This is a genomic window from Arthrobacter sp. LjRoot78, assembly GCF_964254335.1.
Classification (GTDB): Bacteria; Actinomycetota; Actinomycetes; order Actinomycetales; family Micrococcaceae; genus Arthrobacter.
The window spans coordinates 4,615,067-4,640,317 of sequence record NZ_CAXUTG020000001.1; the positions used below are offsets into that span (position 1 = coordinate 4,615,067).

The window sequence follows — 25,251 nt, forward strand, 5'->3', positions numbered from 1 at the left end:
CGTTTCTTCTGCGCCCCTAGGTATCCTAGAGATACTGTGAATTTCTACGATACCCAGTCCGAGGAGCGGCATGAAAATCGCGGTGTACGGTGCCACCGGCATGGTGGGCGGCCAGATCGTCAAGGAATCGCTGCGGCGGGGCCACAAAGTCACCGCCATTTCGCGGACAGGCGCTGCACTCCCCGGCGCCACGGCCTGCAGCGCGGAACTGGCAGACACACGCATGTTCGCGAGCGTTGCCAGCGATCACGACGCCGTGGTGCTGGCCACGGTGCCCAGTCGCACGGGCGGTGATCACGGCGAATGGCTGGCCGCCATGAAGGCAGCTTTCGGCAGTGCCGGTACAACGCGCCTGCTGGTGGTAGGGGGCGCCGGCGCACTCGAAATCAACGGTGTGCGCCTGTGTGATTCGCCCGATTTTCCTGAGCCCTACCGCCCCGAAGCCCGCACCATGGCCGCCGCCTACGATGAAATTCGATCCGCTCCGGAGTCGCTTAACTGGACCATGCTGGCGCCCGCCCCAGTCATGCAGCCGGGCATCCGCACCGGCAAGTATGTGACGGCGGACAACTCACCCGCCGGCCGGTCCATCACTACCCAGGACTTTGCCGCAGCAATGCTGGACGAGTTGGAAAATCCGGCCCACCATCGGGCGCGCTTCACAGTTGCGAACACGGACGCCAGCGCGGTCGGCGAGCCGGGATACCCCGTTTCCTGATCTGGCGGACCGTACCACGGCCCCCGCAGGCCGAGGCCACCGGAGCCGGCGCTACAGGCCAAGCCGGGGAAGCGGCAACCCGAATATGTCTTTGAGGGCATATTTCGCGGCGTGGAAGCCGGGCATGCCGGTAACGCCGGGACCGGGAGGGGTGGAGGAGGAGCACAGGTACACGCCCGGCAGGGGAGTTCGCCACGGGACGGGACTGACCACTGGCCTCTGTATCAGCCCGCGGAGGTCCATCAAACCCGCCGCGAAGTCGCCGCCCACGTAGTTCTGGTTGTATACAGCCAGTCCGGCCGCCGTCGTCACCTGCACCTGGACCACAAGGTCACGGAAACCAGGGGCAAAACGTTCCAATTGCGCCGTCACAGCCTCCGCCATGTCCTTGGTTGATCCAGCCGGAACATGGCAGTACGTCCACAGGATGTGCCGTCCTTTCGGGGCGCGGGAATCGTCAAACCGCGAAGGCTGGGACACCAGGACGTAGGGACGATCCGGGTGCTTTCCGGCAGCCACCTGGTTTTCGGCTTCGGCCATCTCGGCTCGCGTGCCGCCCACGTGGACGGTGCCGGCGTCCGCCAAGTCCGCCGCTTGCCACGGAACCGGTCCGGCCAGGATGAAATCAACCTTGCAGGCGGCGTTCCCGAACCGATATGACGCCAGGGACCGACGGTACCCGGCGGGCAACCTGTCTCCGGAAAGCCTGAGCAGTGCCGGGGGCGCTATATCCAGGAGTGTCGCCCTGACCGCCGGCAGTTCCGCCAGGGAATCGATCCGCCGCCCGGTTTCCACGGACCCGCCGTGCGCTTCGATGTCCCGGACCATGGCGCTGGCGATGGAAGCTGACCCGCCCGTCGGAATAGGCCAGCCCTGCGCATGCGCCAGCGTGCCCAGCATGAGCCCTGCACCGGCGGGTGCCAGCGACGGCAAGGCGCCCACGGAGTGCGCGGCAACACCAGTCAGGAGGGCCGGTGCCAGATCGTCCCTGAATCTGGTGTTCCATGCCGGTGAGCCCTGTTCAAGGCTCCGCAGGCCGAATAGCACTGCCGCAACGGGGTCGTGCGGGATCCGCAAGAGCTGGTTGAGGGTGAAGTCGGCAACGCCGGCGGCCCGGCGGACGAGGGGTGCCATCAGGCGGTGGTACGCGGGGCCGTCCCGTCCGAGCCCCTCAGCAGTGCGGTCCAGGGAGCGGTACGCCAGCGCAGCCCGGCCCCCGTCCAGGGGCGACGCGAAGGAGAGCTCGGGCGTGATGAGGTGGATTCGCCGTGCCAGCTCGAAGGCCTGGAAAAAGGGGGAGGCCAGCGCCATCGGCTGGACTGCCGAGCAAATATCATGCAGGTGGCCGGGCTGCATCAGTTCGGAGGTCCGAAGGCCGCCGCCGGGAGTGGCTGCCTCCTCAAACACATGAACCTTGAGGCCGGCGCGGGCCATTGTTACCGCTGCGGCAAGGCCGTTGGGACCGGAGCCGACGACGGCGACGTCAGGCATCGCGGGCCGCCCTCCGCCAGGGGAGCACCGAAGCGGCAGGGTTCGCCGGATCCAGTCGCAACCAGTCGGGTGCGCCGTCGAACGGCCCTCCTTGGGGATCGTCCAGCGAGTGGCGGCGGATGATGTCGTAGCCCGGGTCCCAGATATCCCAGGCGACCCGGACCATCAGGTATGCCGTGGCAATCATGTGCAGGCCCACCGCCAGCACGTAATAGGGCATATCAATGTTGTGCTGGGTCGGGCCCCCGCTCGTTACCTGCCCGAGGTACATCCAGACCGCCGCCCAGTGCAGGCCTTCGATTCCCTGCCAGATCAGGAAGTCGCGCCAGCGCGGGCGGGCCAGGGCCAGAAGGGGGATCAGCCAGATAACGAACTGCGGTGAATACACCTTGTTGGTCAGGATGAATGCCGCAACTATCAGGAACGCCAGCTGGGCGAGCCTGGGTCGGCGCGGTGACGTCAGCGCCAGCAAGGCGATGAGCACGCAGCTGATGAGGAACAGGTTGAGGGCAAGGGTGTTGATCGCTTCGGGCCCCAGGGGCATCCATTGCAGGCGCCCGGCCACCAGGTTGTAGGCGAACCAGGGGGAGCTGTAGCCGGCCGGGCGGTCCTCGGTGAACTGGTAGAAGTACTTCCAGCCGGAGGGGTTCATCGCGGCGATGGGGAGGTTGATGGCGAGCCATGCGGCGGCGGCCGCGGCGGCGGTGACCAGCAGGGGTCGGATCTTTCCGGTCCGCAGCGCCAGCAGGAGGATCGCCCCGAAGATCAGGACCGGGTAGAGCTTGGTGGCCGTGCCCAAACCGATCAGGACGCCGGCCAGCACCAGCCGGTCACGGGAGAAGAAATACATCCCGACGGCCAGCAGGCACACGGCCCACATGTCCCAGTTGATCACCCCGGCGAGGATGATACCGGGGGCCACCGCCACCATAGCGGCGTCCCACGGCCGGCGCCGGCTCATGCGCGCAGTTGCGAGGACCGTGACGATCCAGACGGCGGCGATGAGAGTGGCATTGACGTCGAAGTAGCCGAGAATGCGTGCATCGGTGGGGCCCTGCCCCGGGACCAGCATGGCTGTCAGGCCCGCGATGATTCCCATCAGGACGGGATATTCGAAGAAGCTGCCTTCACTGAAAAAGGGAAAGGTGCCATCGCCCAGTCCGCGGTTGCGGAAAAGCTCCGGGAAATCCGAATAACAGGTGGAGTAGAACTGTCCCGGCGACTCCCAGCCGTTTGCGCGGCAGTAGTTCTTGACCATGATGCTTGCCAGGGCGGCCAGAACCGTGAGGATGATCAGAACGCGTTCAACGGTGAAAATACCCGGCGAGACGACTCCGGGTTCAGCCCGGCGCCCCATGGGCCCGCCGATCAGCTCGGTGAAGTTCCTGAGCAGGAGATCACTTCGGCTCGGGATAACCAGGCGGGACCGTTTCCGGTGCGCCGGCGGCATTGTCTCCTGCATGCCTCGAGCTTACCGTCGCAGCCGCGCACCAGTCGTCCCGGCCTGACGGCTGTACCGGCCAACAAAAGGCCCACGCGTCGCCGCCTGGGCCTTTTGTGCATAAATTTTGCTCGCCGCCATTGGATCTCCTGGATATGTCCGTTACCGGCTGCAGCGCGGTAGTTGAGGGAACGACGGTCGCCTACTCAGCGAATGACGCCACCCATCTGGTGCAGGACGACATACACGTCTTCACGGTTCTGGTCGAGGAGCTGGCCGTTGAACAGCGTCTTCTCCTTCATCGCCGGCTGCCAGCCAAAGCGCAGAACGGCACGGAGCCTTTTCATCATGGTTACCTCCTTCCGGGGTGTTGTCAGGCGTCGTCGGCCACGGTCGACGTGTTGCATGGTGCTGGCAGTGCTGCTCACTTAGGGTCCTTTGATGAGTGTTTGCGCCCGGAATTGGGCATGACGAATAGGGCCAGTTAATTGACGGAATTAATGGCAGTAATTAGGCATAGGAATGCCCGGTGAATTGGCTCCGGAATAAAGACCGAAGCAATTGGTGGATTTCGCCAAGCGAAGAATGGCTCCAAGATGCAGCTACGCCACAGACCCCAACAAGAAGCCGGGTTCCGAACTATGGGGTGTTGCGTAACCGCATGGGGCCCGCTTTACGGCTGGCTGCCGGGGAGCTTCCCGAGTCAGGATGCCGCCACAAGGATTCGGCCGGAAGGCCGGAATCGCCAGGTTAGGAGGCAGTCACTCCGTGAAAAGGGCGCGCGACAGCAGCAGAGGCCGGGGTGGCGGTGATGGTCATCTTCCATCCGCTAGTCAAAGTAATCATTTCTCCCAACCTCCTTTTCTGTTCTGCCGCTGTTCGGTTGACTAACCGGACAGCACGCGCCGATGACCCTGGCAAAACGCACTGGAGTCAGGAATAAAATTACACCAGCATTGGTGCATTTGACTAGCGGATTTGAAGAATTGCAGGAAATATTTGATAAATCGTCTTTATAGTCCCCAGCGGACCACGGCCGGGGTCTTCTTGTCCCACCCCAGCGTGCAGACTTTGGCCGTCCCCAGGATGAAATGCCGGCCCTCGTGCGGGTCCAGTCCCAACCAGCGTGCGGTCAGGATCCTGGAGAAGTGTCCATGGGCCACAATCAGTACGTTGTCCAGTCCGGATTCCAGCACGCGGGCCACAATTTTGTCCGCCCTTGCAGCCACTTCCTCAAGGGCCTCGCCGTTGGGCACGCCGTGCGTCCAGATCAGGTACTCCGGGTTGTCCTTGCGGATCAGGTCGGAACTGATGCCTTCGTAGTCGCCGTAGTTCCATTCCACTGCCAGGGGTTCCTGTTCAGCGTCGGGGAATCCCGCCAGTTCCGCCGTCCGGCGGGCGCGCCGCAGGGGTGAGGTGAGCACCAGGTCGAAGTCAACACCGTCGAGAATCTTCCGTGCCTCCACGGACTGCTGCTCGCCCTCCACCGTCAGGGGCAGGTCGGTGAGCCCGGTGTACTGGCCGCTCTTGGACCATTCAGTCTCACCGTGGCGCAGGATCCAAAGCTGGGGGCGTGCGGTGCTGTTAAGTGAAATCACTTATGACTCCTCGGTAGTGGAAAGTTCGACGCCGGCGGCCGGCTGCTGTTCTGCGGCCTCGGGCTGGCTTGCCCACCACTCGCGCAGCCTGGCCTCGGCCACTGCGGGATCGAGCGGCCCGTGCTCCATGCGCTCTTCAAGCAGGAATTTGTAGGCCTTGCCCACCACCGGCCCGGGCTTCAGCCCGAGCAGGGCCATGATCTGGCCGCCGTCAAGGTCAGGCCGGACCGCTTCCAGCGATTCCTGCTCGCGCAGCGCCGCAATGCGCGCCTCGAGGTCGTCATAGGCGAAGGAAAGCCTGTCGGCCTTGCGCTGGTTGCGTGTGGTCACATCCGACCGCGTTAACCGGTGCAGGCGTTCCAGGAGGGGCCCGGCGTCCGTCACGTAGCGGCGGACGGCGGAGTCGCTCCACCCGGCCTCGCCGTAGCCGTAGAAACGCATATGCAGCTCCACCAGGCGTGCCACGGCCTTGATGGTGTCGTTGTCGAAGCGGAGGGCCTTCATCCGCTTCTTGGTCAGTTTGGAGCCCACCATGTCGTGGTGGCGGAAGCTCACGGCACCGCCGGGTTCGAAACGGCGCGTCGCCGGCTTGCCGACGTCGTGCATAAGGGCAGCAAACCGCAGCACAAAATCGGGGCCGGGCACGGCGCCGTCGGAATCCGTCTCCAGGGATGCGGCCTGCTCAAGTACCTGTAGGGAATGCTGGTAAACGTCCTTGTGGCGGTGGTGTTCGTCCGCTTCGAGCCGCAGCGCGGAAACTTCCGGCAGGACGAATTCGGCCAGGCCGGTGTCCACCAGGAGGTCGATGCCCACGCGGGGATGAGCTCCGCAGATGAGCTTCACCAGTTCCTCGCGGATACGTTCCGCGGAAATGATGGTGATCCGTTCCGCCATCTGCGTCATCGCCTGCTTAACGTCCTCGCGGACCGCCACACCGAGCTGGGAGGCGAAGCGGGCGGCCCGCATCATGCGTAGCGGGTCATCGGAAAAGGACGACTCCGGCGAACTTGGAGTGGCCAGAACGGAGGCATGGAGGTCGCGGACGCCGCCGAACGGATCAACCAATTCCATCGAGGGCAGCCGCAGCGCCATGGCGTTGATGGTGAAGTCCCGGCGCAGGAGGTCATCCGTGAGGGATGACCCGAACGCGACGACGGGCTTGCGTGACTCCGGGTCGTAAGCCTCGGCGCGGTAGGTGGTGATCTCAATCTGGAAGCCGGACTTCCGCATACCGATGGTGCCGAATGCCCGTCCGATCTCCCAGAAGTTGTCCGCCCATTTCTTGATGAGCGCCAGAGTCTGGTCCGGTGTGGCGTCCGTGGTGAAGTCAAGGTCAGGGGAGAGCCTGCCCAGGAACAGGTCACGAACGGGGCCGCCCACCAGCGACAATTCGTGTCCGGCGTCGACGAAGCGCTGCCCGAGCTCCAGGACCACCGGGTCCACCTGGAAATCGACGGTGTGCGGGTCGGACTTTTGATGTGCGTGCGCCATAGTTACTTAAGCTTGTCAGAAAACCATGCCAACAAGCACCAATCGGGGCCGCCTAACCGCGCCGTTACACCGTGGCTTCCGGAATCTACGTCATACGCAGTCCACTTTCTTGTCATGTTCCGGTCATCAGGAACGGGCAAGAGTCGTTAGAGTGGACTTCATGGCCCATCCCGTACCGAGTGCTCCTGGCAGGAGGACAAACCCACCGTTGCCGTCGGCAATCGGTGCCCATGTCGCGCCCGCCCAGCACTCGGGACCGGCCTCGCTGCCCACCGTTGAGGAAATCTCCGCCGGCGGCGTTGTTGTTGACACGTCCGACGGCGAACTGAGGGTTGCGATCATCGCCCGCCTCAACCGCGGGGGACGCCTCGAGTGGTGCCTGCCGAAGGGCCATCCGGAGGGCAAGGAAAAGAACGAGGAAGCGGCCGTCCGCGAGATCGCCGAAGAAACCGGCATCAGCGGAAGCATCCTGGCCCCGCTGGGCAGTATCGACTACTGGTTTACCGTCAGCGGACACCGCGTCCACAAAACCGTCCACCACTACCTGCTCCGGGCCACGGGCGGCGAGCTGACTATCGAAAACGATCCCGACCAGGAAGCCGTGGATGTCGCCTGGGTGCCCATCCAGGAGCTCGCCCGCAAGCTGTCTTTTCCGAATGAGCGCCGCATCGCGGACCTCGCCAGGGAAGTCCTTCCGGATCACCTCTGAGGTTCTGTGACTGATTCCAAGACCGTCCAGCCCAGCGAGGCCCGCTCCAGTGCCGTCATGGCGGCCGGAACACTCGTCTCCCGGTTCCTGGGCTTCGGCAAGACCTGGATGCTGGGTGCAGCCCTTGGCCTCGGCTCCACGGTCAATGACACCTTTATCAATGCCAACAACCTTCCCAACCTGATCTTCCTCCTCGTGGCCGGTGGTGTGTTCAACGCCGTCCTGGTGCCCCAGATCATCAAGGCCAGCAAGGCCCCGGACAGGGGAGCGGACTACATCAGCCGCCTGCTCACCCTGGCTGTCCTGGTGCTTCTCAGCCTGACGTTGCTGGTGACCCTCCTGGCGCCGTGGGTTATTGAGCTGACCACGCAGGGCTATTCGGCGGAACAGAAATCACTCGCGGTTTCCTTCGCCTTCTGGTGCCTGCCCCAGATCTTCTTTTACGGCCTGTATGCCCTGCTCACGCAGGTTCTGAACGCCAACGGGGCGTTCGGACCGGCAATGTGGGCACCTATCCTGAACAACATCGTGGCCATCGCCGGCCTGGGCATGTTCATCTGGATCCTCGGGGCCAACGTCACAAATCCCCACACCCTGGACAACTGGGGACCCACCCAGACGTTCCTTATCGCCGGGTTTTCCACCATCGGCGTGGTGGCCCAGACGGCCATCCTGCTGATTCCGGTATTCCGGCTCCGGCTGGGACTCCGTCCAAGGTTTGGTTGGCGCGGAGTGGGCCTGGGGCAGGCCGCAAAACTGAGCGTCTGGACGCTCCTTACTGCCGCCGTCGGCCAGCTCGCCTTCCTGTACGTAATGCGCATTGCCACTATTCCGGGTACCGAACGCCTGCGCCTCGAGCGTGCCGGGGATCCGGCGGCCGGGTTCCTCCCGGGCAACGCCGTGCTGGAAGTGGCCAGCCAGCTATACCTGCTGCCGCACTCGATCATCGCCCTCTCGCTGGCCACCGTTCTGTTCAACAGGATGACGCGGGCCTCCCAGGACGGCGACAGGGCGGCCTTGCGGGACGCCCTGTCCCACGGCCTGCGGACCATGGCAGTGGCCACGGTCTTTGGCGCATTGGCTCTCTTCGCACTGGCCGGACCGCTGGGCATGTTCTTCTCCGGCGGCAAGGTGCAGGACGGCGTGATGCTCGCGCAGACCCTGACCATCCTGGCCCTCAGCACGCCGTTCATGAGCGCCAACTTCATGATGTCCCGGGTCTTTTACGCCAACGAGGATGCCCGCACGCCCTTCTACATCCAGCTGGTCCTGGCGATCGTCAACGTGGTTGCGGCCTTCGCCATCCAGTTCTTGCCGTACAACCAGATCATCTTTGCCATAGCCATCCTTTACACGGGCGGCAACATCCTGTCCGTGATTGTGAGTGCGCACTTTCTCCGCCGCCTTCTGGGGCACCTTGACGGCCCCCGCATCGCCAATTCGTACATACGGATGGGTTACGCGGCACTGGGTTCCGCCGTGGCCGGCGCCGGTGCGCTATGGCTCATGGGCAGCTACAGCGCCGACGGGTTCGCCTGGAGCGGCCGGATCGAGGCCTTGGTGACCGTCGTCGTCGTCGGGCCTGTGATGCTCGTGGCGTACCTGTTCCTGCTCAAGCTCTTCCGCGTCACGGAACTCCGCGACCTGCTGCAGCCGCTTCTCGGCAGGCTGGGGCGGCGGTCCGCCCCAACTGCACCGGCGGACACCGCAGCGGATAAGGCGCGGGATACCGCCGGGCTCCGGGGACGCACGACGCCGGAGCGCGCCACCGTTTCGGTTGACACCGGCCTGATCCCCCGAATTTCCGGAGAGTTCGATGCGGCATCGTTCCGTGCGGGACCGCAGGTTGAGGAACCGGCACCGGACCATGACGCGCACCAAACCGCTTCCGCGGGTGAATACCTTCCGTCCGAGGATGTGCCCACCACCGCGCGGGGTAGCATCATGCGCGAGGAAATCCCGCTGCCCGGGCGCCGTACCTTCCAGGGAACGGCCGGCCGCAACCCGCACTTCAGCACCCGCTCGGGAGGTCGGCGGAAGAAAAAGAGGTGAACTGCCGCGGTTTCACCGTGCCTGTCTCACACGGCCGTAACGCACCATCGGCTAGGATCAGAAGCTAACTAGGGTAGTAGTAACAGACCAGAAATTAACCGGCTAACCGGCGTATCCGCTTTGGCATGATTGAGGCGGGGATTCCCCGGGCAGTCTAGGAGGAACCCGTGTCCCACCCGATCGATGTTGGATCAGTGCTCGGCGGCCGCTACAAGGTCACCGCCACCGTATTGACCTCACACGACCATGATCTGGTGCTGGATGGTGTTGACCAGGTCCTCAACCGGCCGGTGAGCATCCTGGTTGCGGGTCCGGATAACGCGGAGCAGGTGGCCCAGAGCGCCCGCGAGGTTGCCACCGGGGAACGGCCCGGAAACGTGCAGATCCTCGATCTTGGCGTCAGCGAGTCCACCACCTACCTGATCACCAACCACACGTCAGCCGCCGATCTCCTGGACCTCGTGGTTGCCTCCAACCCGCCCTATGTGGAGCCCTTCTTCACGGACACGCTGGGCAGCGAGATTTTCGGTACCGCCCGGTCCCACGAGCCGGAAACATATGACGGCCTGTACGACGAGGAAGAAGTCGACGCCGGCTACATCAACTACGGCAACAACCAGCCGGCCGGCCAGGACCGCAAGCCCACGTCCCCGCCGGTTGTCCCTCCCGTGGTGCCGCCCCGCACCGCGCCCGTTCGCCCGACGTCGGCCCCCTCCGTCGGCTCCTCGGGATCCGACTCGGGCCAGGCACGCGGGCATGGAGCCGGCGCTGCTGCCGCTGCTGGAGCCGCTGCCGGCGCAGCCGGGCTCGCTGCCGGTGGCGCAGCGGCTGGCAAAGCGTCCCGGGAACCCACCACTGCACCTCAGGCGACCACCCCGCAGCAGGCCGTACCCGCCGGCCGGAACACCGAAAACCCCAACGCCCAGGCCCGCGCAGAAGCCGAATCGCCCAAAGTCTCCCTGTGGGCGAACAACGACTATGACTACCCGGAAGAAGAGGCGCCCTCCACCGGGCCGGCCAGGACCGCCCGCGAACGGATGGCAGCCACATTCCCGGCATTCGCCGGTGGCGGTCGGGGCGACGAAGCGGACGAATATTACGACGACGACGAGCCACCGGAGCGCGAGCCGCGGTCAATGCGGTGGCTCGTAGGAGGGCTGCTTGCTGCCGTGCTAGTGGTCGGCCTCATCTTTGCCGTCTCCAACCTCGGGAGCCTCTTCAAGAGCGAGCCCCAGAGCAACCCCGCTCCCGGAACCTCAAGCAGCGCGTCCCAGCCACAGACCAGCGGCGAGCCGACAGCAAGCCAGTCCACAGCGCCGGCCGCAGGTCCGCCCGCCGTCGAGGGCGTCTCCCGCCTTGGCGACTTCGATTTTGCCGCCACCTACGATGGTGACCTTTCAAAGACGTTCGACGGCAATGCGGCAAGCTACTGGTCGGACATGGAGTTTGCAACGGACAACTGGGGCGGGCTGGCTCCCGATGTTTCCCTGGTGGTGAAGCTGAAGAGCCCCTCGAAGGTTTCGTCCATCACGCTCAGCCAGCTTGGCGGCTCCGGAGGCAATATCAGCGTGCTGACAAATGACCGTCCGTCCCTGGAAGGCGCCAAGCAGGTCGGGACCAACAGCTTCACCTCACCGGATCTGACCATGCCGCTCCCGGAGCCGGTCACTGCCCAGTACGTGATCGTGTCCATCAAGAACCTGCCCAAGCTGGCTGCACCGAAAACCCGCTTCGGCTATGGTCTCCGCCTCGGCGAGATCAAGGTCCAGTAGCGGGCTGACCCCCGGCCAATACGGGGCTGCCCCGGGCCAGAGCACCTTCTGTGCCCGGTAACACGGCTTTTTCCGGAACGACTAGGCGGTACCCTGAGTGGTGGCGTCTTGTTGGCCTACCTCCATGCCCGGAATATTCAGGATCAACAATGGGTTGTGCCATGTGGCCGGCCAGCAAAAGCAGGCGCATCGACTAAGGAAGAGGTTCACCGTTCAGTGAGCACCGCAGAAAACACCGCGTCCCAAGTACGTGATGTCATCATCGTCGGCTCCGGCCCTGCAGGCTACACGGCTGCAGTTTATACGGCACGCGCCAACCTTAAGCCGCTGCTCCTTGCCGGTTCCGTCACTGCCGGCGGGGAGTTGATGAACACCACCGACGTGGAAAACTATCCCGGATTCCCTGAAGGCATCATGGGTCCCGACCTCATGGAGAACTTCGAAAAGCAGGCCGCCCGGTTCGGCACGGAGATCCAGTTCGAGGACGTCACGGCTTTGGATCTCGACGGCGACATCAAATCCGTCACCATCGCGACGGGGGAGACCTTCCAGGCTCGCGCCATTATCCTGTCCACCGGATCGGCTTACCGTGAGCTCGGCCTACCGAACGAAAAGCGACTCTCAGGCCACGGCGTTAGCTGGTGTGCAACCTGTGATGGTTTCTTTTTCAAGGACCAGGACATCGCGGTCATCGGCGGCGGCGACTCCGCCATGGAAGAAGCACTGTTCCTCACCAAGTTTGCCGAGTCCGTCACCGTGGTGCACCGCCGGGACACGCTCAAGGCTTCCAAGATCATGGGTGACCGCGCACAGGCCCACGAAAAGATCAACTTTGTGTGGAACACCGCTGTTGAAGATGTCCTCGGCGGCGATAAGGTCACAGGCTTGAAGCTGAAGAACCTCGTTGACGGCAGCGAATCCGAATTGGCTGTCACCGGCGTATTCGTAGCCATCGGAAACGATCCACGCACCGAGCTCATCAAGGACACCCTGGAAATCACTCCGGCCGGCACCATTGCCGTTGAAGGGCGCAGCTCCAAGACGAGCGTCAAGGGTGTATTCGCTGCCGGCGACGTTGTAGACCCCACCTACCGCCAGGCCATCACCGCCTCCGGCTCCGGTTGCGTGGCAGCTATCGACGTCGAGCACTATCTCGCAGACTTCCACGCCTAACAGCGCACTATTGATCCGAAGGGAAACAACAAAACAATGAGCAACGCGAAAGACGTAACCGACGCAAGCTTCAGCACGGATGTACTCTCGGCCGACAAGCCGGTCATCGTGGACTTCTGGGCCGAATGGTGCGGTCCCTGCCGCAAGCTGGGCCCTATCCTGGACGAGATCTCCGTTGAGTACAGCGAGAAGGTCAATGTCGTCAAGGTAAACGTAGATGACAACCCGGCAATCGCAGCCGAATACGGCATCACGTCCATTCCCGCCGTCTACCTGTTCCAGGGTGGCGAGGTGAAGAACACCGTTATCGGCGCCAAGCCGAAGCAGTTCTTTGAGAAGGAATTTGCTGACGTCCTGTCGTAGTACGCTGACCGTCTAAGCGGCATCATGCGTAGCCCGGCAACCCGGGATACTAAAAGCGGTCGCCATCACCTGGACAGGTGGTGGCCACCGCTTTTCTGTCCTTGGCTTTGCTGGCTATGGCCGAGTAGCGGGCGCGATGGCCGGGGTCGCGAGTGACGGCGTACAGGGCTGGCTACGAGTTGCCGGTCAGGGGACTGGCCGGCGGCAGCCTGGCGGACGGGGCACTGGCGGCCTGGCAACCTGGCGGACGGCAGGCCCTCGCGGACGGGGCACTGGCGGCCTGGCAACCTGCCCACGAGCTGTTTCGGGGGAGCGCTCGACCTACTCCCATCGGATAGAAGCGTGCCCAGCGGGGTGACCGGCATTCCACAACTCCGGCTGGTTGTTTCGGATCGAGATTGTCTTCAGGATTGGCCCACGGTGCGAAGTGGCTCACGGCCTCGAATGGCGGGGCCACTTGGGGGACTTGCCGTGCATTCTAGCGTCGCCGTCGTCTCGCTGAACTAGTCGAGGAGCTCCTTAGGTATCTGACTGTGTCGGGGCCAGATCCGATCTGGGGCGTCGCCGCCAAATGCTGATCGATCCTCGTCCAAGCCTGCGAGTGTTTCACGTGAAACACTGTCACCCCTGTTCCCAGTGGGCACGCAAACTTCCCAGTGGCCACGCGAACCTGGGCGAGTCCACATGGTGCTGAATCTGGAGTCTCGGAACGGCGACGGTTGTTCAGCTACCAGGTTCTCAGAGACAGTCCAAAAGAAAATCGTCCCCAGTCGATGCGTTCAGGCTCACCCCTCCCGGGAGAATAGTTTCACGTGAAACACTCAGCTAACCTGCTCGAGAATTTGGCATCGGGAGGCCCTTTGGATTTCGAACTTGCTGCGCGAGCCCATCAAGGAGCACTCATCCTGCCAACGCGCCATAGCTTGGCGGAAGATCCTGCGGCTCTGACTAGACCCTTTCGTGCGTCAAAGTTCATCCCAAGATCGTAATACCCCGATGCACCAGCCCCGGGAACCTGGTCCAGTTCACAAGCAGCGCCAACTGCTCTCGATCCCGGGGACATATAGGATGGCGACCCCACACCTTCATCGCTGCGGTGCCAACAACCTCACACTCATTGAAGCCCTGCACTGAACAAACGAGTCGAACGCCCGATTTCTTGACAACCTCGGGCACGTGCTTTCAGCCAGGAAGCGGATAGCCCCGCAACTCAACCGACTTCGACTGGTCGACTTCACGATTGGTCCACGAGGGGGCCCAGTCCGGGCAGAGGACGATTCCGCATGGATGTGGACGACACCGCACGATTGGGTATAGTTCTGGGACTCTAACATCGTCCGATTTAGCGACTCCCGTGCCCATTGGGCCTCTCTCAGCGCCAGCGATACATGCAAGGGGACCACTCCAGGGGGCGTCAACGGATCGTCAACTGATCTGAACGTATTCCTAAGGGATCTCCCAGTGAGCGCCCTGTGCGTACCAGCAACGTGCCGACACCTGTGGAGCCCGTTGATAACTCAGGGTAATCGGCGTCTGGCGTCTGTGAGTCGCATCCTGGTATGCCGTCAGTACAGCCAGCAATCTGACATCCTTCCAGGGGAGTGCCCGGGCACAAAGTCCGGGGGGAGCCGACAATGACCGCTACCCCATCACGGTCCCGTCAGTCGCGACCACCGCTGTTTCACGTGAAACATCCACCTAACACGTGCAGCATCAGAAACGACCTTGCGACGGTCAAGCTCCACAACTCCTCATAATTGCGATGCACCTCTCTAACGAATCCAACACCCGTAGGTGCGCAAGAATGGCCGAATCCTCCGTCGTGGACGTCGCCTGGTCACATGGAACGGGGTGTTCACCGTGCACATGAGTGGAAACCCGCCGGGGCCAAGAGGATCAACTGGCAGGACAACCCCGCCCATACAGCCCGCAGGCAGCCGCGGCTGATGTGCGGCAACTCGGTTCAGGACGACACTCTGCTCTCATGGAGCCGCTAGACAGTGGGACGCCGCAGAAGTGCGTCGCCGATCAGACCGGCTTCCTATGCCGGCGGAGCTCCGGACAACGGCACCAAGGCACCGCCGCACCAGGGCACCAGCGGTCCAGCGCACCAGCTCGCCACGATGTGAACTAGGAATGTCCGGACAACGGCACCAAGGCACCGCCGCACCAGGGCACCAGCGGTCCAGCGCACCAGCGCACCAACGCACCAGCTCGCCACGATGTGTACTAGGGATGTCCGGGGAAGGGTTCATGTGCGCCCGCCCATGTTTCACGTGAAACACAAGCTACATCGGCCCTTAGTAACCAATCCGGTTTTCAATTCGCCCAGCTGCCAACAGACACATTGATTCCAACGCTGATGGCAACTGAACACACCGCCCAAAAGGGATTTCATGACTGTTGCTGAGCACTGTCACTCCACCGTCACGACTCGGCCCTGGTTCTGCAAATCCGCTAACCCCACGTAGGTGAATCCTAGCTGCCATCGGGCACAACAATGGCCGAAGAGACCGTCCGTAGGATAGATGGGCTCGGTGCCTCAGGTCAGCACTCGGTGCCCACTCTTCCAACTAGAGCCGACGAAAGTGAAATCCGCAGGAGTCTGGGGAAGAATTCAACTCGGCGCTCCTCTGAAAACCGCTGCCCGGACCAATGGGGGTACCGCTGACGTGATGCCACCTGGAGACCACCACCTGGAGGACCCAGACCTGGCAGTCAGCGGCCTCCGACATATGGGCGCGCGTTCTCCAACGAACCTATACGGGGAGCCAACCCACGGTGCCAATTGCGGCCACGGCAACCCCCGTCGAGTAGCAATTGGAATACCCCAACCTTCTCCACTTCGCGTACAGCGCACTTCCCACCGTGGATCGCCTGGCGGACCAGGCAATCACTCAGCACCGTAGAACTGGAGAATGCCGCGGGCACCGATGCTGGCACGTTCGCGATCGAAGAACGGCACATCGCCAAGACAGAAGGGGTGACTCATCGCCGGCCCGTCAGCCCATCTTCCGGGCTCCAATGCGACCCCAATCTTGTCTTGCACCCTATGTTTGATACCCAAGACCGCAACCCAGCCGCGGATGAATCCCCTCGAAAATGAAGACGCAGATTCTACGCAACAGGCCACTGTGAACCCGCCTGCCACTTGCGACGACGCCTCTTGAACGCCAGGAATGCGTCGAGGTGTCCGGTGAAGAAGTCGGCCCGCCTCCGCGAAGCGAGACGTTTGAAGTTCGGTGAAGAAAAGCTATCCGCCCGCAGGCTGTCCCGGCAGGTTCCACGACTTTCAGCACGCACCTCGTATACGAGGGCATAGCTTTCGAGATTTCCTGGCTTCCCGGTAATACGCTTGGTACGGTCTGCGTGTCTATCTCTGCCCCATGGTTCCGCAATTCGAGCGCAAATTCCTGACGATCTAGCCGCGATCCGGTTACCGAGTAGCCGTACAGTGGTGCCTTCCAATCGACCGGAAAGTGCTGATGAGGAAGAGCGGGGGATGCGTGGTGGCTGTCTTCTGATGCTGTGAACATCCGCGATAGAACTCGGAGCGAGGGATCTTCCGCTGTCAGAGCCAGCAGCAAAGTTGTCACGGATCCGCTCCGGAGCGGACTTTTCCCCAAGCGCCCGCCATTTGTCCACATCCGATATCCACAGGTTTATCCACAGCTCTTTCCACATGGGCGCTGCTGTGATTTTCGCCATGGCCCGTGGTGACAAGGAGCCAGTGCACCCCGTGACGGGAGTCACTATAGACTTCCATAGTCGCGGAAGCTTCAGAATGGCCGAAATTGCCTGCCAATGGTGAAAAGAGTGCCCACTATCCACGGAAATGGCGCCTTTGGTGCCAAATTCTCGCTGAAAACAGCCACCTGCAATGTTTCACGTGAAACACAGAAATCCGCTGGCGGGCCCAAACCATGACGTCCTTGGATGTGCAGCACCGTGACATCACCACGAGCGGAGTGTTGTTGTCAATTGTCCACAAAGTTATCCACAGTGATATCCACCGGGTTATGCACCGACCACCGCACCAAGTGACACGCCGTCCACATAGTCGGGAGAGGTCCGACGATACATGGACGTACTCATGTCGGACCTGTACGACGGCTCTCCGACATCAACGCACACGTCACAGAAGAGCTCGAGTCCGGTCACTACTGACTGACGATTGGCAGTTGGGCCGTCATGGGAGGTGCTGCCACCGACCCGTCACGGACTCCAACGTGCTGGATCTGTGTGCGTCTCGATCGCAGGATGTAGCGATGGCGAGAGCTCGGGATCGCGACAGGTTCCGATCTCCAACTAGACGCAGGCCCACCCGCGCTGCGAACATCACCGAAGGAAATCAGAAGGGCGACATGGCTTGAAGCTCCCTCCATCAGTCGGTCTCCCGAGCGTGGACCACACCTCGATCATTCACTCAAATGGAGCCAATCTTGATGTGTACCTCAAGCCTGATCCGACGACCGCGGACGGGCCGGGCAGCCCGGCGTACTCTTCGTCGAGCAGCGGGGGAGCCGCGACATTCCGGGAGCCGCCGAAACTCGACTGCACCAGGGGCCCGCGGCGTGTCGGCGGCAGCGCATCTTCGTCTGACATCACGCCAGCCCATCGGCATTCCGGGTGACCGGAGCAGTCCAGGTTGCGCTTGTCCTAGACCTATCCACAGTTGGCCAAATTCCAATGCGCGACCCGGGTCCCCAGGGGTCCGTGTCTGTTTCACCACAAGCCGACGAGGTCACAGAGTCGGACAGGCTACTTGCCAACCGCTACCTAGTCACCACTTTGACCCGGCGCAGCAGGCCCTTCAAACAGTCGCCCGTGACAGATGGGTAGTCCGTTGTGGATTCACCCGCCTAGTCAACGTTTCACGTGAAACATAAACAGGCCCTGCAATTGGGGGGAGTGCGACCTACCGAGCGCTGGACGCTCCGGGGGGAGTGCCCGATGAGCGCGTCCATTCAGGACCATGCCACAGAACCAACTCAGTCTTGGATCGACGGCAGGGCACCGCGCTGGGTCGGCATCTGGCATGGGCGCCGCTCGAGAAAATCGGTCGAGAGAACTGTGGTCGGCATTCAGCGGAGAAATTGAGATCCAAAGGAAACAGCTGCAGTCCCGCTCGGTCGGCAGTACTTCTGTCAGTCGGATTTCGTCTGCAGATCAATGGCAATGCCTGGCCACTGCCACGTCCTGCACATCTAACCGCACCATAATCGCCATGCGCAGGCACTGAAGATCCGAAGGAGATATAGGTGACTGATGCCGAGATGCACAGAGACCCTGTTGCCTGCATCTTCATCGGGCCACGCCCGGTGAGTGGTTCCGGAGATTGCCCGAAAAGCGTCTCTGGCGCCGGCTAAGCCGTGATGCTCCAGCAGACGTCCACACTTTGCGATCCGCCGTAGTCTGATATTTCGCAATCAACAGGGTGCGTGTAGCAACTCCAGTGTGTGCTTGGCATGGTTCCACGTGAAACAGCACATGCATCCAATTGAGGCTACAGCTTGAGTTAATCTGCGCCACCCAATGAAATTCCGCGAGAAGGACGCCGATCCGTCCGGTGCGACACGGCGAGAGAGGTCAAAGGGAAACGCGAGACCAACCATTCGCCCTAGTGAAAAACCATCTTCCCTGCGTCAAACAATGCGCCCGGATGGATCAATCTGTACTCGAACGGCGTCCGCACCCAACTCCTTCCGGATCTACCCGTCCTTTTCATCCACCACTACAACGCCGGTACTACCTACACCAGGAGACTCGGGAACAAGAAGCCCCGATGCGGTGGATTCCGCTATTACCGTCTCAGAAGACCAACAGCCACCAACCGTCTGCCGGCGATCGAAACGTGAACTGGTGCCGACATCCCTACCCTCCAGTATCAGGAATCACTTGGTTCCGACTTTGCCACAGGGTGTCTGCGTCTATCCGGCGTCGAAATCTTGCCGAGGTAGGCCAGTTGCGTCCATGTGAGGCATTTTTCGGTCGTCCGCGGGGGGGGTGGGCCCTGCTGAGCCCGCAATACTCCCTTCTAGCAGGGACCTCAGTATTCACAGCCCAGGGGCCCCAGGACGGCTCTCCAGGCCGCTAAGTGCCCCGCGACACGACGCCAGCACTAACACGTGCAACGGTCGGCAGAAAGCGCCCGTCTGCGTTCTCCGAAGCTGCGGACTCCACGACGGCGAAGCGACGGGCATCCCGCCGCCATAGACTTCAGCTGTTTGAGGTCATCTTAAACCCGAAACTGATGCTGATCAGGTACTACCAGGAGTGATCTCCGGCCGAGTCGTCGACCAGCGGTAGGAGGACACAAAAGAGGGCCTGTTTCACGTGAAACAGGCCCTCTCCGGTCGCTTAGGTTTAGTTCTCAGATCCGGGCGAAAGAACTTCCATGATCCGATTCAAGTCCTCCACGCTGGCAAATTCGATACTCACGCGGCCCTTTCTGGCGCCGAGGGAGATCTTCACATTGGTATCCAGTCGATCTGACAGAGACGACGCGAGGTAGTCCAACCGCTCATGACGAGCGCCCGGACGGGGGACATTGTTCTTCGCGGTGGTTGCAGGGCTCTGGTACAGAGTGACAGCTTCCTCGGTCGCGCGAACGGACATTCCCTCTGCGACGATCTTCTGCGCCAGGCGTTCCATCGCCGCTGCATCGGGAAGCGCAAGGAGTGCGCGCGCGTGCCCAGCGGACAGCACACTCGCTGCAACCCTTCGCTGAACCAGCGGCGGCAGCTTCAGGAGGCGCAAGGTGTTCGAAACTTGGGGGCGAGAACGACCAATGCGATCTGCAAGCTGTTCATGCGTCGTACCGAAGTCCTCCAACAGCTGCTGGTAGGCAGCCGCTTCTTCAAGAGGATTAAGTTGGCTGCGGTGAAGGTTTTCGAGGAGTGCATCTCGAAGGAGGTCATCGTCAGTGGTGTCCCTGACAATTGCGGGGATGGTTTCCATCCCCGCGGCCTGCACTGCACGCCACCGGCGTTCACCCATGACGAGCTCATACGGTTCGCCACCCTTTTCGGTTGACGTCCGGACCACAATTGGCTGAAGAACGCCTATTTCGCGGACAGAGTGAATGAGCTCCGCCATATCGTCCTCATCGAAGACGGAGCGGGGCTGTTTACGGTTCGGGTGAATGTCGCCGACCGGAATTTCCGCGAACCTGACACCCGGGACTTCTACCAGTTCAGGTCCGGTATCGGTGACAACGGCAGCCTCTGATGAAGCCACCTCATCCTCGTCAGGCTTTTCGGTATCGGCTCGCTTGGCTGAGACGGAGTTAGCTGCTGCTTTCCGGGCCGGAGCCTTCAGCTCAGACGGCGCTGCGCTCCCGACGGACTTTTTGGGTTCAGGGGAAGCCGGCACAGACGTTTCTTCGTCCACGGGAACGGCTGTGGCCGTGGACGTCTTGCGTGCCTCGGGAAAGAACAAGTCCACAGGTCGTGAAGGCGCTGCGCCGTTGCCGGAAGCGTTAGCCGGAGCGGAACTTGGAATGAGTGCGCCAAGACCACGACCGAGGCCGCGTCGCTTATCGCTCATGGATAAATCCCTCCAATGGAAGAGCCCGGCAGACCCGGCTCTGGCTAGTGCAATTGTTGAAAATTCTAACGTTCAGCGATTTCGGCTGCGGCTTCCAAATAGGACAGTGCACCGCTGGAGGAGGGGTCGTACGTCATCACAGTCTGCTGGTAACTGGGTGCCTCGGAGATCCTAACCGATCGCGGCACCACGGCACCAAGGACCTGGTCCGGGAAGTGCTGACGAACTTCGGCTGCCACCTGAGCGGCCAGGTTCGTCCGGCCGTCATACATGGTGAGAAGAATGGTGGAAACAACCAAATCTGCGTTGAGGTGCTTCTGGATCATCTCAATGTTCTTCAGAAGCTGACTGAGGCCTTCCAAAGCGTAGTACTCGCACTGGATGGGAATCAGCACCTCGCTGGCGGCGCAGAACGCGTTGACCGTTAGCAGCCCAAGGCTCGGCGGGCAGTCGATGAAGATGTAGTCAAGACGGGCCTCGCCCGACTTCTCGCGTTCCTTGGCATACACATCAATCGCGCGGCGGAGCCGCTGTTCCCTGGCGACGAGTGAAACAAGTTCAATTTCAGCGCCGGCCAAGTGAATGGTGGCGGGTGCACAAATCAGGTTATCGATGTCAGGGCACGGGGCCACAACGTCCTTGAGGGGAACGTCGTTGATCAGGACGTCATAGATGCTGTCGACGTCCGCATGATGTTCAATGCCGAGGGCAGTGGAAGCGTTCCCCTGGGGATCGATGTCGATGACCAGGACTTTCAGCCCGGCGGCAGCGAGGGCAGCGGCAATGTTGACCGTGGTGGTTGTCTTGCCAACCCCGCCCTTCTGGTTCGAGACGGTGAAGACGCGCGTTTTCTCCGGCTTCGGCAGCTCGCGGCCGATCAACCGTTCGCGGCGTTTGTTTTCGTGGGCCAGGTCCCGGGCAATCGGGCTCGAGTCATCAATGGAGTCCATGATGTTGCCACTGACCGATTCAGTTTCACGTGAAACTGCCGCGGACTTGGACCGGTTTGTAACCGAATTCAGATGATTCCACGAATCCGTGGGCGCAATTGAGGGCGCAACCATGGCCCGTGCGGACCCCAGGGACACGAACGGGGGTATCCGCTGTGTGGAGGCTTCGCTACTGGTCACTGTGACACACTCACTCTCATTCGGCTTTTTCTGCCGTTCACTAGCCTAACTGGTTCCCCCAAAAGTCCTGCGGCACCGGGCCAGCGGTTAGGCAATCTTTTGCGTCTTATTAACGATGATTCGGACCACAGTGGTGGGTTCTTCGAGGATGTCCTCGCCGACCACCACTACGGACGTCTGAACGCCGCCGAGCTTGCGGATGGCTTTGGCAGCCTTCTCGATCTCTTCCCCCGCACTGCGTCCTTTGATAGCCACAACCTCGCCCTTACCAGCAAGCAGGGGGATCGTCAGGCCGGCAAGGTTGGACAAAGCCGAAACCGCACGAGCGGTGACGACGTCGGCGTTCACCATACCCACGGCCAGTTCAGCACGCGTGCGCATGACCGTTACGTTGCTCAGCCCGAGGTCGTCCACAACCTCCTGAAGCCATATCACCCGGCGTTCCAGCGGTTCGATCAGCGTCAGTTCAAGGTCAGGCCTCGCAATTGCCAGACACAGTCCCGGCAGTCCGGCACCGCTGCCAACATCCGCGACGTGGCTGCCTTGGGCAATTTCCCGCTCGATAACGGCGCAATTCAAAACATGCCGGCTCCAGAGCCTGGGGATCTCACGCGGTCCGATAAGGCCACGTTCGGTACCCGAGGTGGCCAGGTGCTCCACGTAGCGCTTGGCCAGGTCGAGGCGGTCGCCAAAGATCGCCTCAGCCGCCTTCAGCTCGGCGTCGGTAATGTCAACCATTGTCAGCGTCTCGGAATCTTCAGTCTGCGGAGACAACGATGTGCCTCCCGGCACCTTCGCCTTCGGATTCGCTGACGAACCCGAGATCGGCCACAGCGTCGTGGACAATCTTTCGCTCGTAGGCGCTCATCGGTTCCAGTGCCACAGCCTTACCGGATTCCTTCACGGAAGCCACGGCGTCCTCCGCGATCTTCTGGAGGTGGCCTGCGCGCTCCTGGCGGTAGCCGTTGATGTCCAGCACCAAGCGGGAACGGTTCTCGGTGGCGGAAAGGACCGAAAGCCGGGTCAACTCCTGCAGGGCTTCGAGCACTTCACCGTCGCGGCCAACAAGACTCTCAAGACCCGCAGATTCTTCCTCTGCCACGATGGAAATGTATGTCCGTCCGTTGCGGACCTCTATGTCGATATCGCCGTCAATGTCTGCGATGTCAAGCAATTCCTCCAGGTAGTCGGCGGCGACGTCGCCTTCTTCTTCCAGCCGGCTGGCGGAAGAACCCTTGCCTGCATCCTGGATCTCATCCTGGGCGTCGTCCTGGTCTTCAATGGCCTCGGCGGAAACGGCGTTTTCGGTGCTATCGACAGACATTACTTCTTCTTCCTGTTCTTACGTTGTGGCTGGATGCGCTGGCTCTTGGCCTCGGCGACCGCGGCTGCAGCGGCAGCGGCAGCTTCAGCCTCGACGTCGGCCTTCTTGCCTCCCAGGATGGGCAGGTCCGGGAGGCCCTTGGCGGCACGGCGCTCGGCGAGGGCCTTGGCGGCGGGGGATCCCGGCGTCGGCATGCGGCGGATGACGAAGAACTGCTGGGCCATGGTCCAGAGGTTGGTGGTGGTCCAGTAGATGAGGACACCGATGGGGAAGTTGATGCCGCCCACACCAAAGACGATCGGCAGGATGTAAAGCATCATCTTCTGCTGGCGCATGAACGGGCTGGCCATGGCCTCTTCGGACATGTTCTTGGCCATGATCTGCTTCTGCGTGATGAACTGCGAGGCCGTCATAGCCAGGATCATCACGATGCTGAGCACAACCACCGCCGGGTTGCCGGCCCCGCCGTGAAGAAGCGCCGAGGACAAAGGTGCCCCGAAGATGCTGGACGCATCAAACTGGACCACCTGGTCATGGCTCATGGCACCAATGCCCTGGCCCAGGTCCTTGGCGGCAGTGATACCTGAAAGCACCTGGAACAGTGCGAAGAAGAAGGGCATCTGGATGAGCATGGGCAAGCAGGCGGAGAACGGATTTGTTCCGTGCTTCTTGTACAGCGCCATCTGTTCCTGCGCCATGGCCTGGCGGGACAGCTGGTCGGTCTTGCCCTTGTATTTTTCCTGCATCTTCTTCAAGTCAGGCTGCAGCAGCTGCATGCCGCGCTGGGCCTTGATCTGCTTGACGAAGACGGGGATGAGGGCAGCACGGATCACGAGCACCAGCCCGATGATGGACAGCGTCCACGTCCAGCCGTTGGCAGCCGGCAAGCCAATGGCGCTCAGTCCGTCATGGAATCCGACCATGATGACTGAGACCAGCCACTTGAACGGAAACATGATTGTTCCAAAGAAGTCCATACGATATCCCTATTCGTCAGGCCGCAAAACGGCCTTCTCCATCAGACTGCGCAGCCAGGTATTTATCCGGGTTGTTCAGCACAACAATTGTGGGGGTGCGGCCTTCCGGCCATTCGTGGTGGCCGGCGGGGACATGGTCCACGCCGCCGGCATTCCAAGGATGGCAGCGCGCTAGGCGCCGGGCTGCGAGCCAGCTTCCCTTGACGGCGCCATGCACCGTGATCGCTTCGAGGGCGTACGCCGAGCACGAAGGAAAGAAGCGGCAGACCTGACCGTACAAGGGTGAAATCACCTTGCGGTAGGCCTTCAGCAGCAGGATGAGAAAGTTGCGGGGCAGGTTCCAGAGCGCTGTGCCCACCAGGACCGCTGCCGGTTTGAGGAAGAGGACGACGGCGGCAATGGAGTTACGCACGCGGTGTCCCTTCCTGTCTTGTTTCCCGTGAAACCGCTGACGCGGCCCGAGGAAGGCGGCCGCCCAGCCGTTTCATGGTTGTTTCCAGAGCGGCGTTGTAATCTGCCAGCAGTTGGTCCCAGCTGGCAGCCGCGGCCGCAGGCAGTGCCCGGACCACAATGGCGAACCCGGTACCGTATTCCTGCAACGACAAAGCACCGGCTTCCCTCAGTCTCCTCTTAACGAGGTTCCTGACAACAGCGTTCCCGACACTCTTGGAAACGATGAATCCGATCCGGCTTGGTTCGTCAGCAGCAATAGCTACCGTATATAACACTACGTTCCGGCGTCCATTGCGGACGCCGGAACGTACAGTTGTTGAAAAATCGGTTGGGGTCCTCAGACGGTTCCTGGTGGCTAGCACCGTTAAACTCGCAAAGGGATGTTGACCGACGAGTCAGTGTATTTAGGCCGACAGTTCGGTGCGGCCCTTGCCACGACGGGCTGCCAGGATGGCACGGCCGGCACGGGTACGCATACGAAGGCGGAAGCCGTGCTTCTTGGCTCGACGGCGGTTATTCGGCTGAAAAGTCCGCTTGCTCACGTTAGTTACTCCAGTGGATCAAAGGTGCGCCCACCCGATCAAAAAGGGGAAGAACTGGCCGACGCTAAGTTTTGTATGTGCACACGCTGCCCTCGGCTCGTAGGACGCAGAACGTCAGAGAGATTCAAATGAGGTCGAAAAGCGGACACAAAGGACTTCACAACGTTAGGCCAAAAAGCATCCGAGAGTCAAACCGGGCTGCCCCTCACTGCCCCGCACCTGCTGTGGTTAACCTCCGCCCACAGCCTGTGGATGAAGTGGCTCACAGGGCCCGTTTTCGAACCACAACAGTGTAATTATCCACAAGGCTCTACCCAGCTATCTTCTAGGCTTTTCATCCCCTAGAGTGGCTCAGTAGCCGATTATCCACGCTCTGTGCATAACCCTGTGGATATAAGCCGGAACCAGCCCCTGGTTCAGGACTTGTGGCTGCAGGTAATGCAGGCAAGCAAGTTTGAGGAACTGATTG

The 25,251-nt window shown here is 61.7% G+C and carries 19 protein-coding genes; 6 read left to right on the forward strand and 13 right to left on the reverse strand.

Annotated elements, in window-relative coordinates; genetic code table 11:
- Window positions 1-70 precede the first annotated feature (70 nt).
- Window positions 71-718 carry an NAD(P)-dependent oxidoreductase gene (locus ACSQ1X_RS21410; protein ID WP_436059213.1) on the forward strand — a complete coding sequence of 216 codons (648 nt, stop codon included), beginning with the start codon at window positions 71-73 and terminating at the stop codon, window positions 716-718.
- Window positions 719-769: 51 nt separating this feature from the next.
- Here the strand turns inward: ACSQ1X_RS21410 and ACSQ1X_RS21415 are convergent, their stop codons facing one another.
- The 5 genes from ACSQ1X_RS21415 to ACSQ1X_RS21435 all read right to left on the reverse strand — a co-directional run bounded on the left by ACSQ1X_RS21415 (window position 770) and on the right by ACSQ1X_RS21435 (window position 6,739).
- Window positions 770-2,209 (reverse strand): phytoene desaturase family protein, encoded by a 1,440-nt coding sequence (locus ACSQ1X_RS21415; RefSeq protein ID WP_436059214.1) that lies wholly within the window; start codon window positions 2,207-2,209, stop codon window positions 770-772.
- Window positions 2,202-3,671, reverse strand: coding sequence for a glycosyltransferase family 87 protein (locus ACSQ1X_RS21420; protein ID WP_436059215.1), 1,470 nt, complete (start codon window positions 3,669-3,671; stop codon window positions 2,202-2,204). Before ACSQ1X_RS21420 ends, ACSQ1X_RS21415 begins: the two co-directional genes overlap by 8 nt.
- 185 nt (window positions 3,672-3,856) lie before the next feature.
- A complete protein-coding gene (locus ACSQ1X_RS21425; RefSeq protein WP_436059216.1) occupies window positions 3,857-4,000 on the reverse strand; it encodes a hypothetical protein in 144 nt (47 codons plus the stop codon).
- A 663-nt stretch (window positions 4,001-4,663) separates the two neighbouring features.
- The gene (locus ACSQ1X_RS21430; protein ID WP_436059217.1) at window positions 4,664-5,248 is read right to left on the reverse strand and encodes a histidine phosphatase family protein; all 585 of its coding nucleotides are present in this window, start codon (window positions 5,246-5,248) and stop codon (window positions 4,664-4,666) included.
- Window positions 5,249-6,739: a CCA tRNA nucleotidyltransferase gene (locus ACSQ1X_RS21435; protein WP_436059218.1), complete on the reverse strand. Its 1,491-nt coding sequence runs from the start codon at window positions 6,737-6,739 to the stop codon at window positions 5,249-5,251.
- Between the two features lie 208 nt (window positions 6,740-6,947).
- Between ACSQ1X_RS21435 and ACSQ1X_RS21440 the strand changes: the two genes are divergently transcribed.
- From ACSQ1X_RS21440 to trxA, 5 genes are all read left to right on the forward strand, one after another.
- Window positions 6,948-7,448: an NUDIX hydrolase gene (locus ACSQ1X_RS21440; protein ID WP_055797368.1), complete on the forward strand. Its 501-nt coding sequence runs from the start codon at window positions 6,948-6,950 to the stop codon at window positions 7,446-7,448.
- A gap of 57 nt (window positions 7,449-7,505) precedes the next feature.
- Window positions 7,506-9,500, forward strand: coding sequence for a murein biosynthesis integral membrane protein MurJ (gene murJ, locus ACSQ1X_RS21445; protein ID WP_436059381.1), 1,995 nt, complete (start codon window positions 7,506-7,508; stop codon window positions 9,498-9,500).
- 167 nt (window positions 9,501-9,667) lie between these two features.
- Window positions 9,668-11,272 carry an ABC transporter substrate-binding protein gene (locus ACSQ1X_RS21450; RefSeq protein WP_436059219.1) on the forward strand — a complete coding sequence of 535 codons (1,605 nt, stop codon included), beginning with the start codon at window positions 9,668-9,670 and terminating at the stop codon, window positions 11,270-11,272.
- 216 nt (window positions 11,273-11,488) lie between these two features.
- Complete coding sequence (gene trxB, locus ACSQ1X_RS21455) at window positions 11,489-12,445, forward strand: thioredoxin-disulfide reductase (RefSeq protein WP_436059220.1); 957 nt, start codon at window positions 11,489-11,491, stop codon at window positions 12,443-12,445.
- A 36-nt stretch (window positions 12,446-12,481) separates the two neighbouring features.
- Complete coding sequence (gene trxA, locus ACSQ1X_RS21460; RefSeq protein ID WP_011693983.1) at window positions 12,482-12,808, forward strand: thioredoxin; 327 nt, start codon at window positions 12,482-12,484, stop codon at window positions 12,806-12,808.
- 6,366 nt (window positions 12,809-19,174) lie between these two features.
- Here trxA and ACSQ1X_RS21465 read toward each other — a convergent pair.
- From ACSQ1X_RS21465 to rpmH, 8 genes are all read right to left on the reverse strand, one after another.
- The gene (locus tag ACSQ1X_RS21465) at window positions 19,175-20,356 is read right to left on the reverse strand and encodes a ParB/RepB/Spo0J family partition protein (RefSeq protein WP_436059221.1); all 1,182 of its coding nucleotides are present in this window, start codon (window positions 20,354-20,356) and stop codon (window positions 19,175-19,177) included.
- A gap of 65 nt (window positions 20,357-20,421) precedes the next feature.
- Window positions 20,422-21,486, reverse strand: a complete 1,065-nt coding sequence (locus ACSQ1X_RS21470; RefSeq protein WP_436059222.1) for a ParA family protein — start codon at window positions 21,484-21,486, stop codon at window positions 20,422-20,424.
- An 87-nt stretch (window positions 21,487-21,573) separates the two neighbouring features.
- Window positions 21,574-22,224, reverse strand: a complete 651-nt coding sequence (gene rsmG / locus ACSQ1X_RS21475) for a 16S rRNA (guanine(527)-N(7))-methyltransferase RsmG (RefSeq protein WP_055797387.1) — start codon at window positions 22,222-22,224, stop codon at window positions 21,574-21,576.
- Window positions 22,225-22,243: 19 nt separating this feature from the next.
- Window positions 22,244-22,810, reverse strand: a complete 567-nt coding sequence (locus tag ACSQ1X_RS21480) for a protein jag (RefSeq protein ID WP_436059223.1) — start codon at window positions 22,808-22,810, stop codon at window positions 22,244-22,246.
- Entirely contained in the window at window positions 22,810-23,787 is a 978-nt protein-coding gene (gene yidC, locus ACSQ1X_RS21485; RefSeq protein ID WP_436059224.1) for a membrane protein insertase YidC, read from the reverse strand. Before yidC ends, ACSQ1X_RS21480 begins: the two co-directional genes overlap by 1 nt.
- A gap of 16 nt (window positions 23,788-23,803) precedes the next feature.
- Window positions 23,804-24,199: a membrane protein insertion efficiency factor YidD gene (yidD, locus tag ACSQ1X_RS21490; protein ID WP_436059225.1), complete on the reverse strand. Its 396-nt coding sequence runs from the start codon at window positions 24,197-24,199 to the stop codon at window positions 23,804-23,806.
- Window positions 24,192-24,602: a ribonuclease P protein component gene (rnpA, locus tag ACSQ1X_RS21495; protein WP_436059226.1), complete on the reverse strand. Its 411-nt coding sequence runs from the start codon at window positions 24,600-24,602 to the stop codon at window positions 24,192-24,194. The genes yidD and rnpA overlap by 8 nt, the downstream gene beginning before the upstream one ends.
- A 42-nt stretch (window positions 24,603-24,644) precedes the next feature.
- Window positions 24,645-24,782 (reverse strand): 50S ribosomal protein L34, encoded by a 138-nt coding sequence (gene rpmH, locus ACSQ1X_RS21500; RefSeq protein WP_003800212.1) that lies wholly within the window; start codon window positions 24,780-24,782, stop codon window positions 24,645-24,647.
- Window positions 24,783-25,251 lie beyond the last annotated feature (469 nt).

Bases quoted from the DNA above. Each gene is read 5' to 3' on its own strand.
- ACSQ1X_RS21410 (WP_436059213.1), top strand. From the start codon at position 71: ATGAAAATCGCGGTGTACGGTGCCACCGGCATGGTGGGCGGCCAGATC.
- ACSQ1X_RS21415 (WP_436059214.1), bottom strand. From the start codon at position 2,209: ATGCCTGACGTCGCCGTCGTCGGCTCCGGTCCCAACGGCCTTGCCGCA.
- ACSQ1X_RS21420 (WP_436059215.1), bottom strand. From the start codon at position 3,671: ATGCAGGAGACAATGCCGCCGGCGCACCGGAAACGGTCCCGCCTGGTT.
- ACSQ1X_RS21425 (WP_436059216.1), bottom strand. From the start codon at position 4,000: ATGATGAAAAGGCTCCGTGCCGTTCTGCGCTTTGGCTGGCAGCCGGCG.
- ACSQ1X_RS21435 (WP_436059218.1), bottom strand. From the start codon at position 6,739: ATGGCGCACGCACATCAAAAGTCCGACCCGCACACCGTCGATTTCCAG.
- murJ (WP_436059381.1), top strand. From the start codon at position 7,506: ATGGCGGCCGGAACACTCGTCTCCCGGTTCCTGGGCTTCGGCAAGACC.
- trxA (WP_011693983.1), top strand. From the start codon at position 12,482: ATGAGCAACGCGAAAGACGTAACCGACGCAAGCTTCAGCACGGATGTA.
- ACSQ1X_RS21465 (WP_436059221.1), bottom strand. From the start codon at position 20,356: ATGAGCGATAAGCGACGCGGCCTCGGTCGTGGTCTTGGCGCACTCATT.
- rsmG (WP_055797387.1), bottom strand. From the start codon at position 22,224: ATGGTTGACATTACCGACGCCGAGCTGAAGGCGGCTGAGGCGATCTTT.
- ACSQ1X_RS21480 (WP_436059223.1), bottom strand. From the start codon at position 22,810: ATGTCTGTCGATAGCACCGAAAACGCCGTTTCCGCCGAGGCCATTGAA.
- yidC (WP_436059224.1), bottom strand. From the start codon at position 23,787: ATGGACTTCTTTGGAACAATCATGTTTCCGTTCAAGTGGCTGGTCTCA.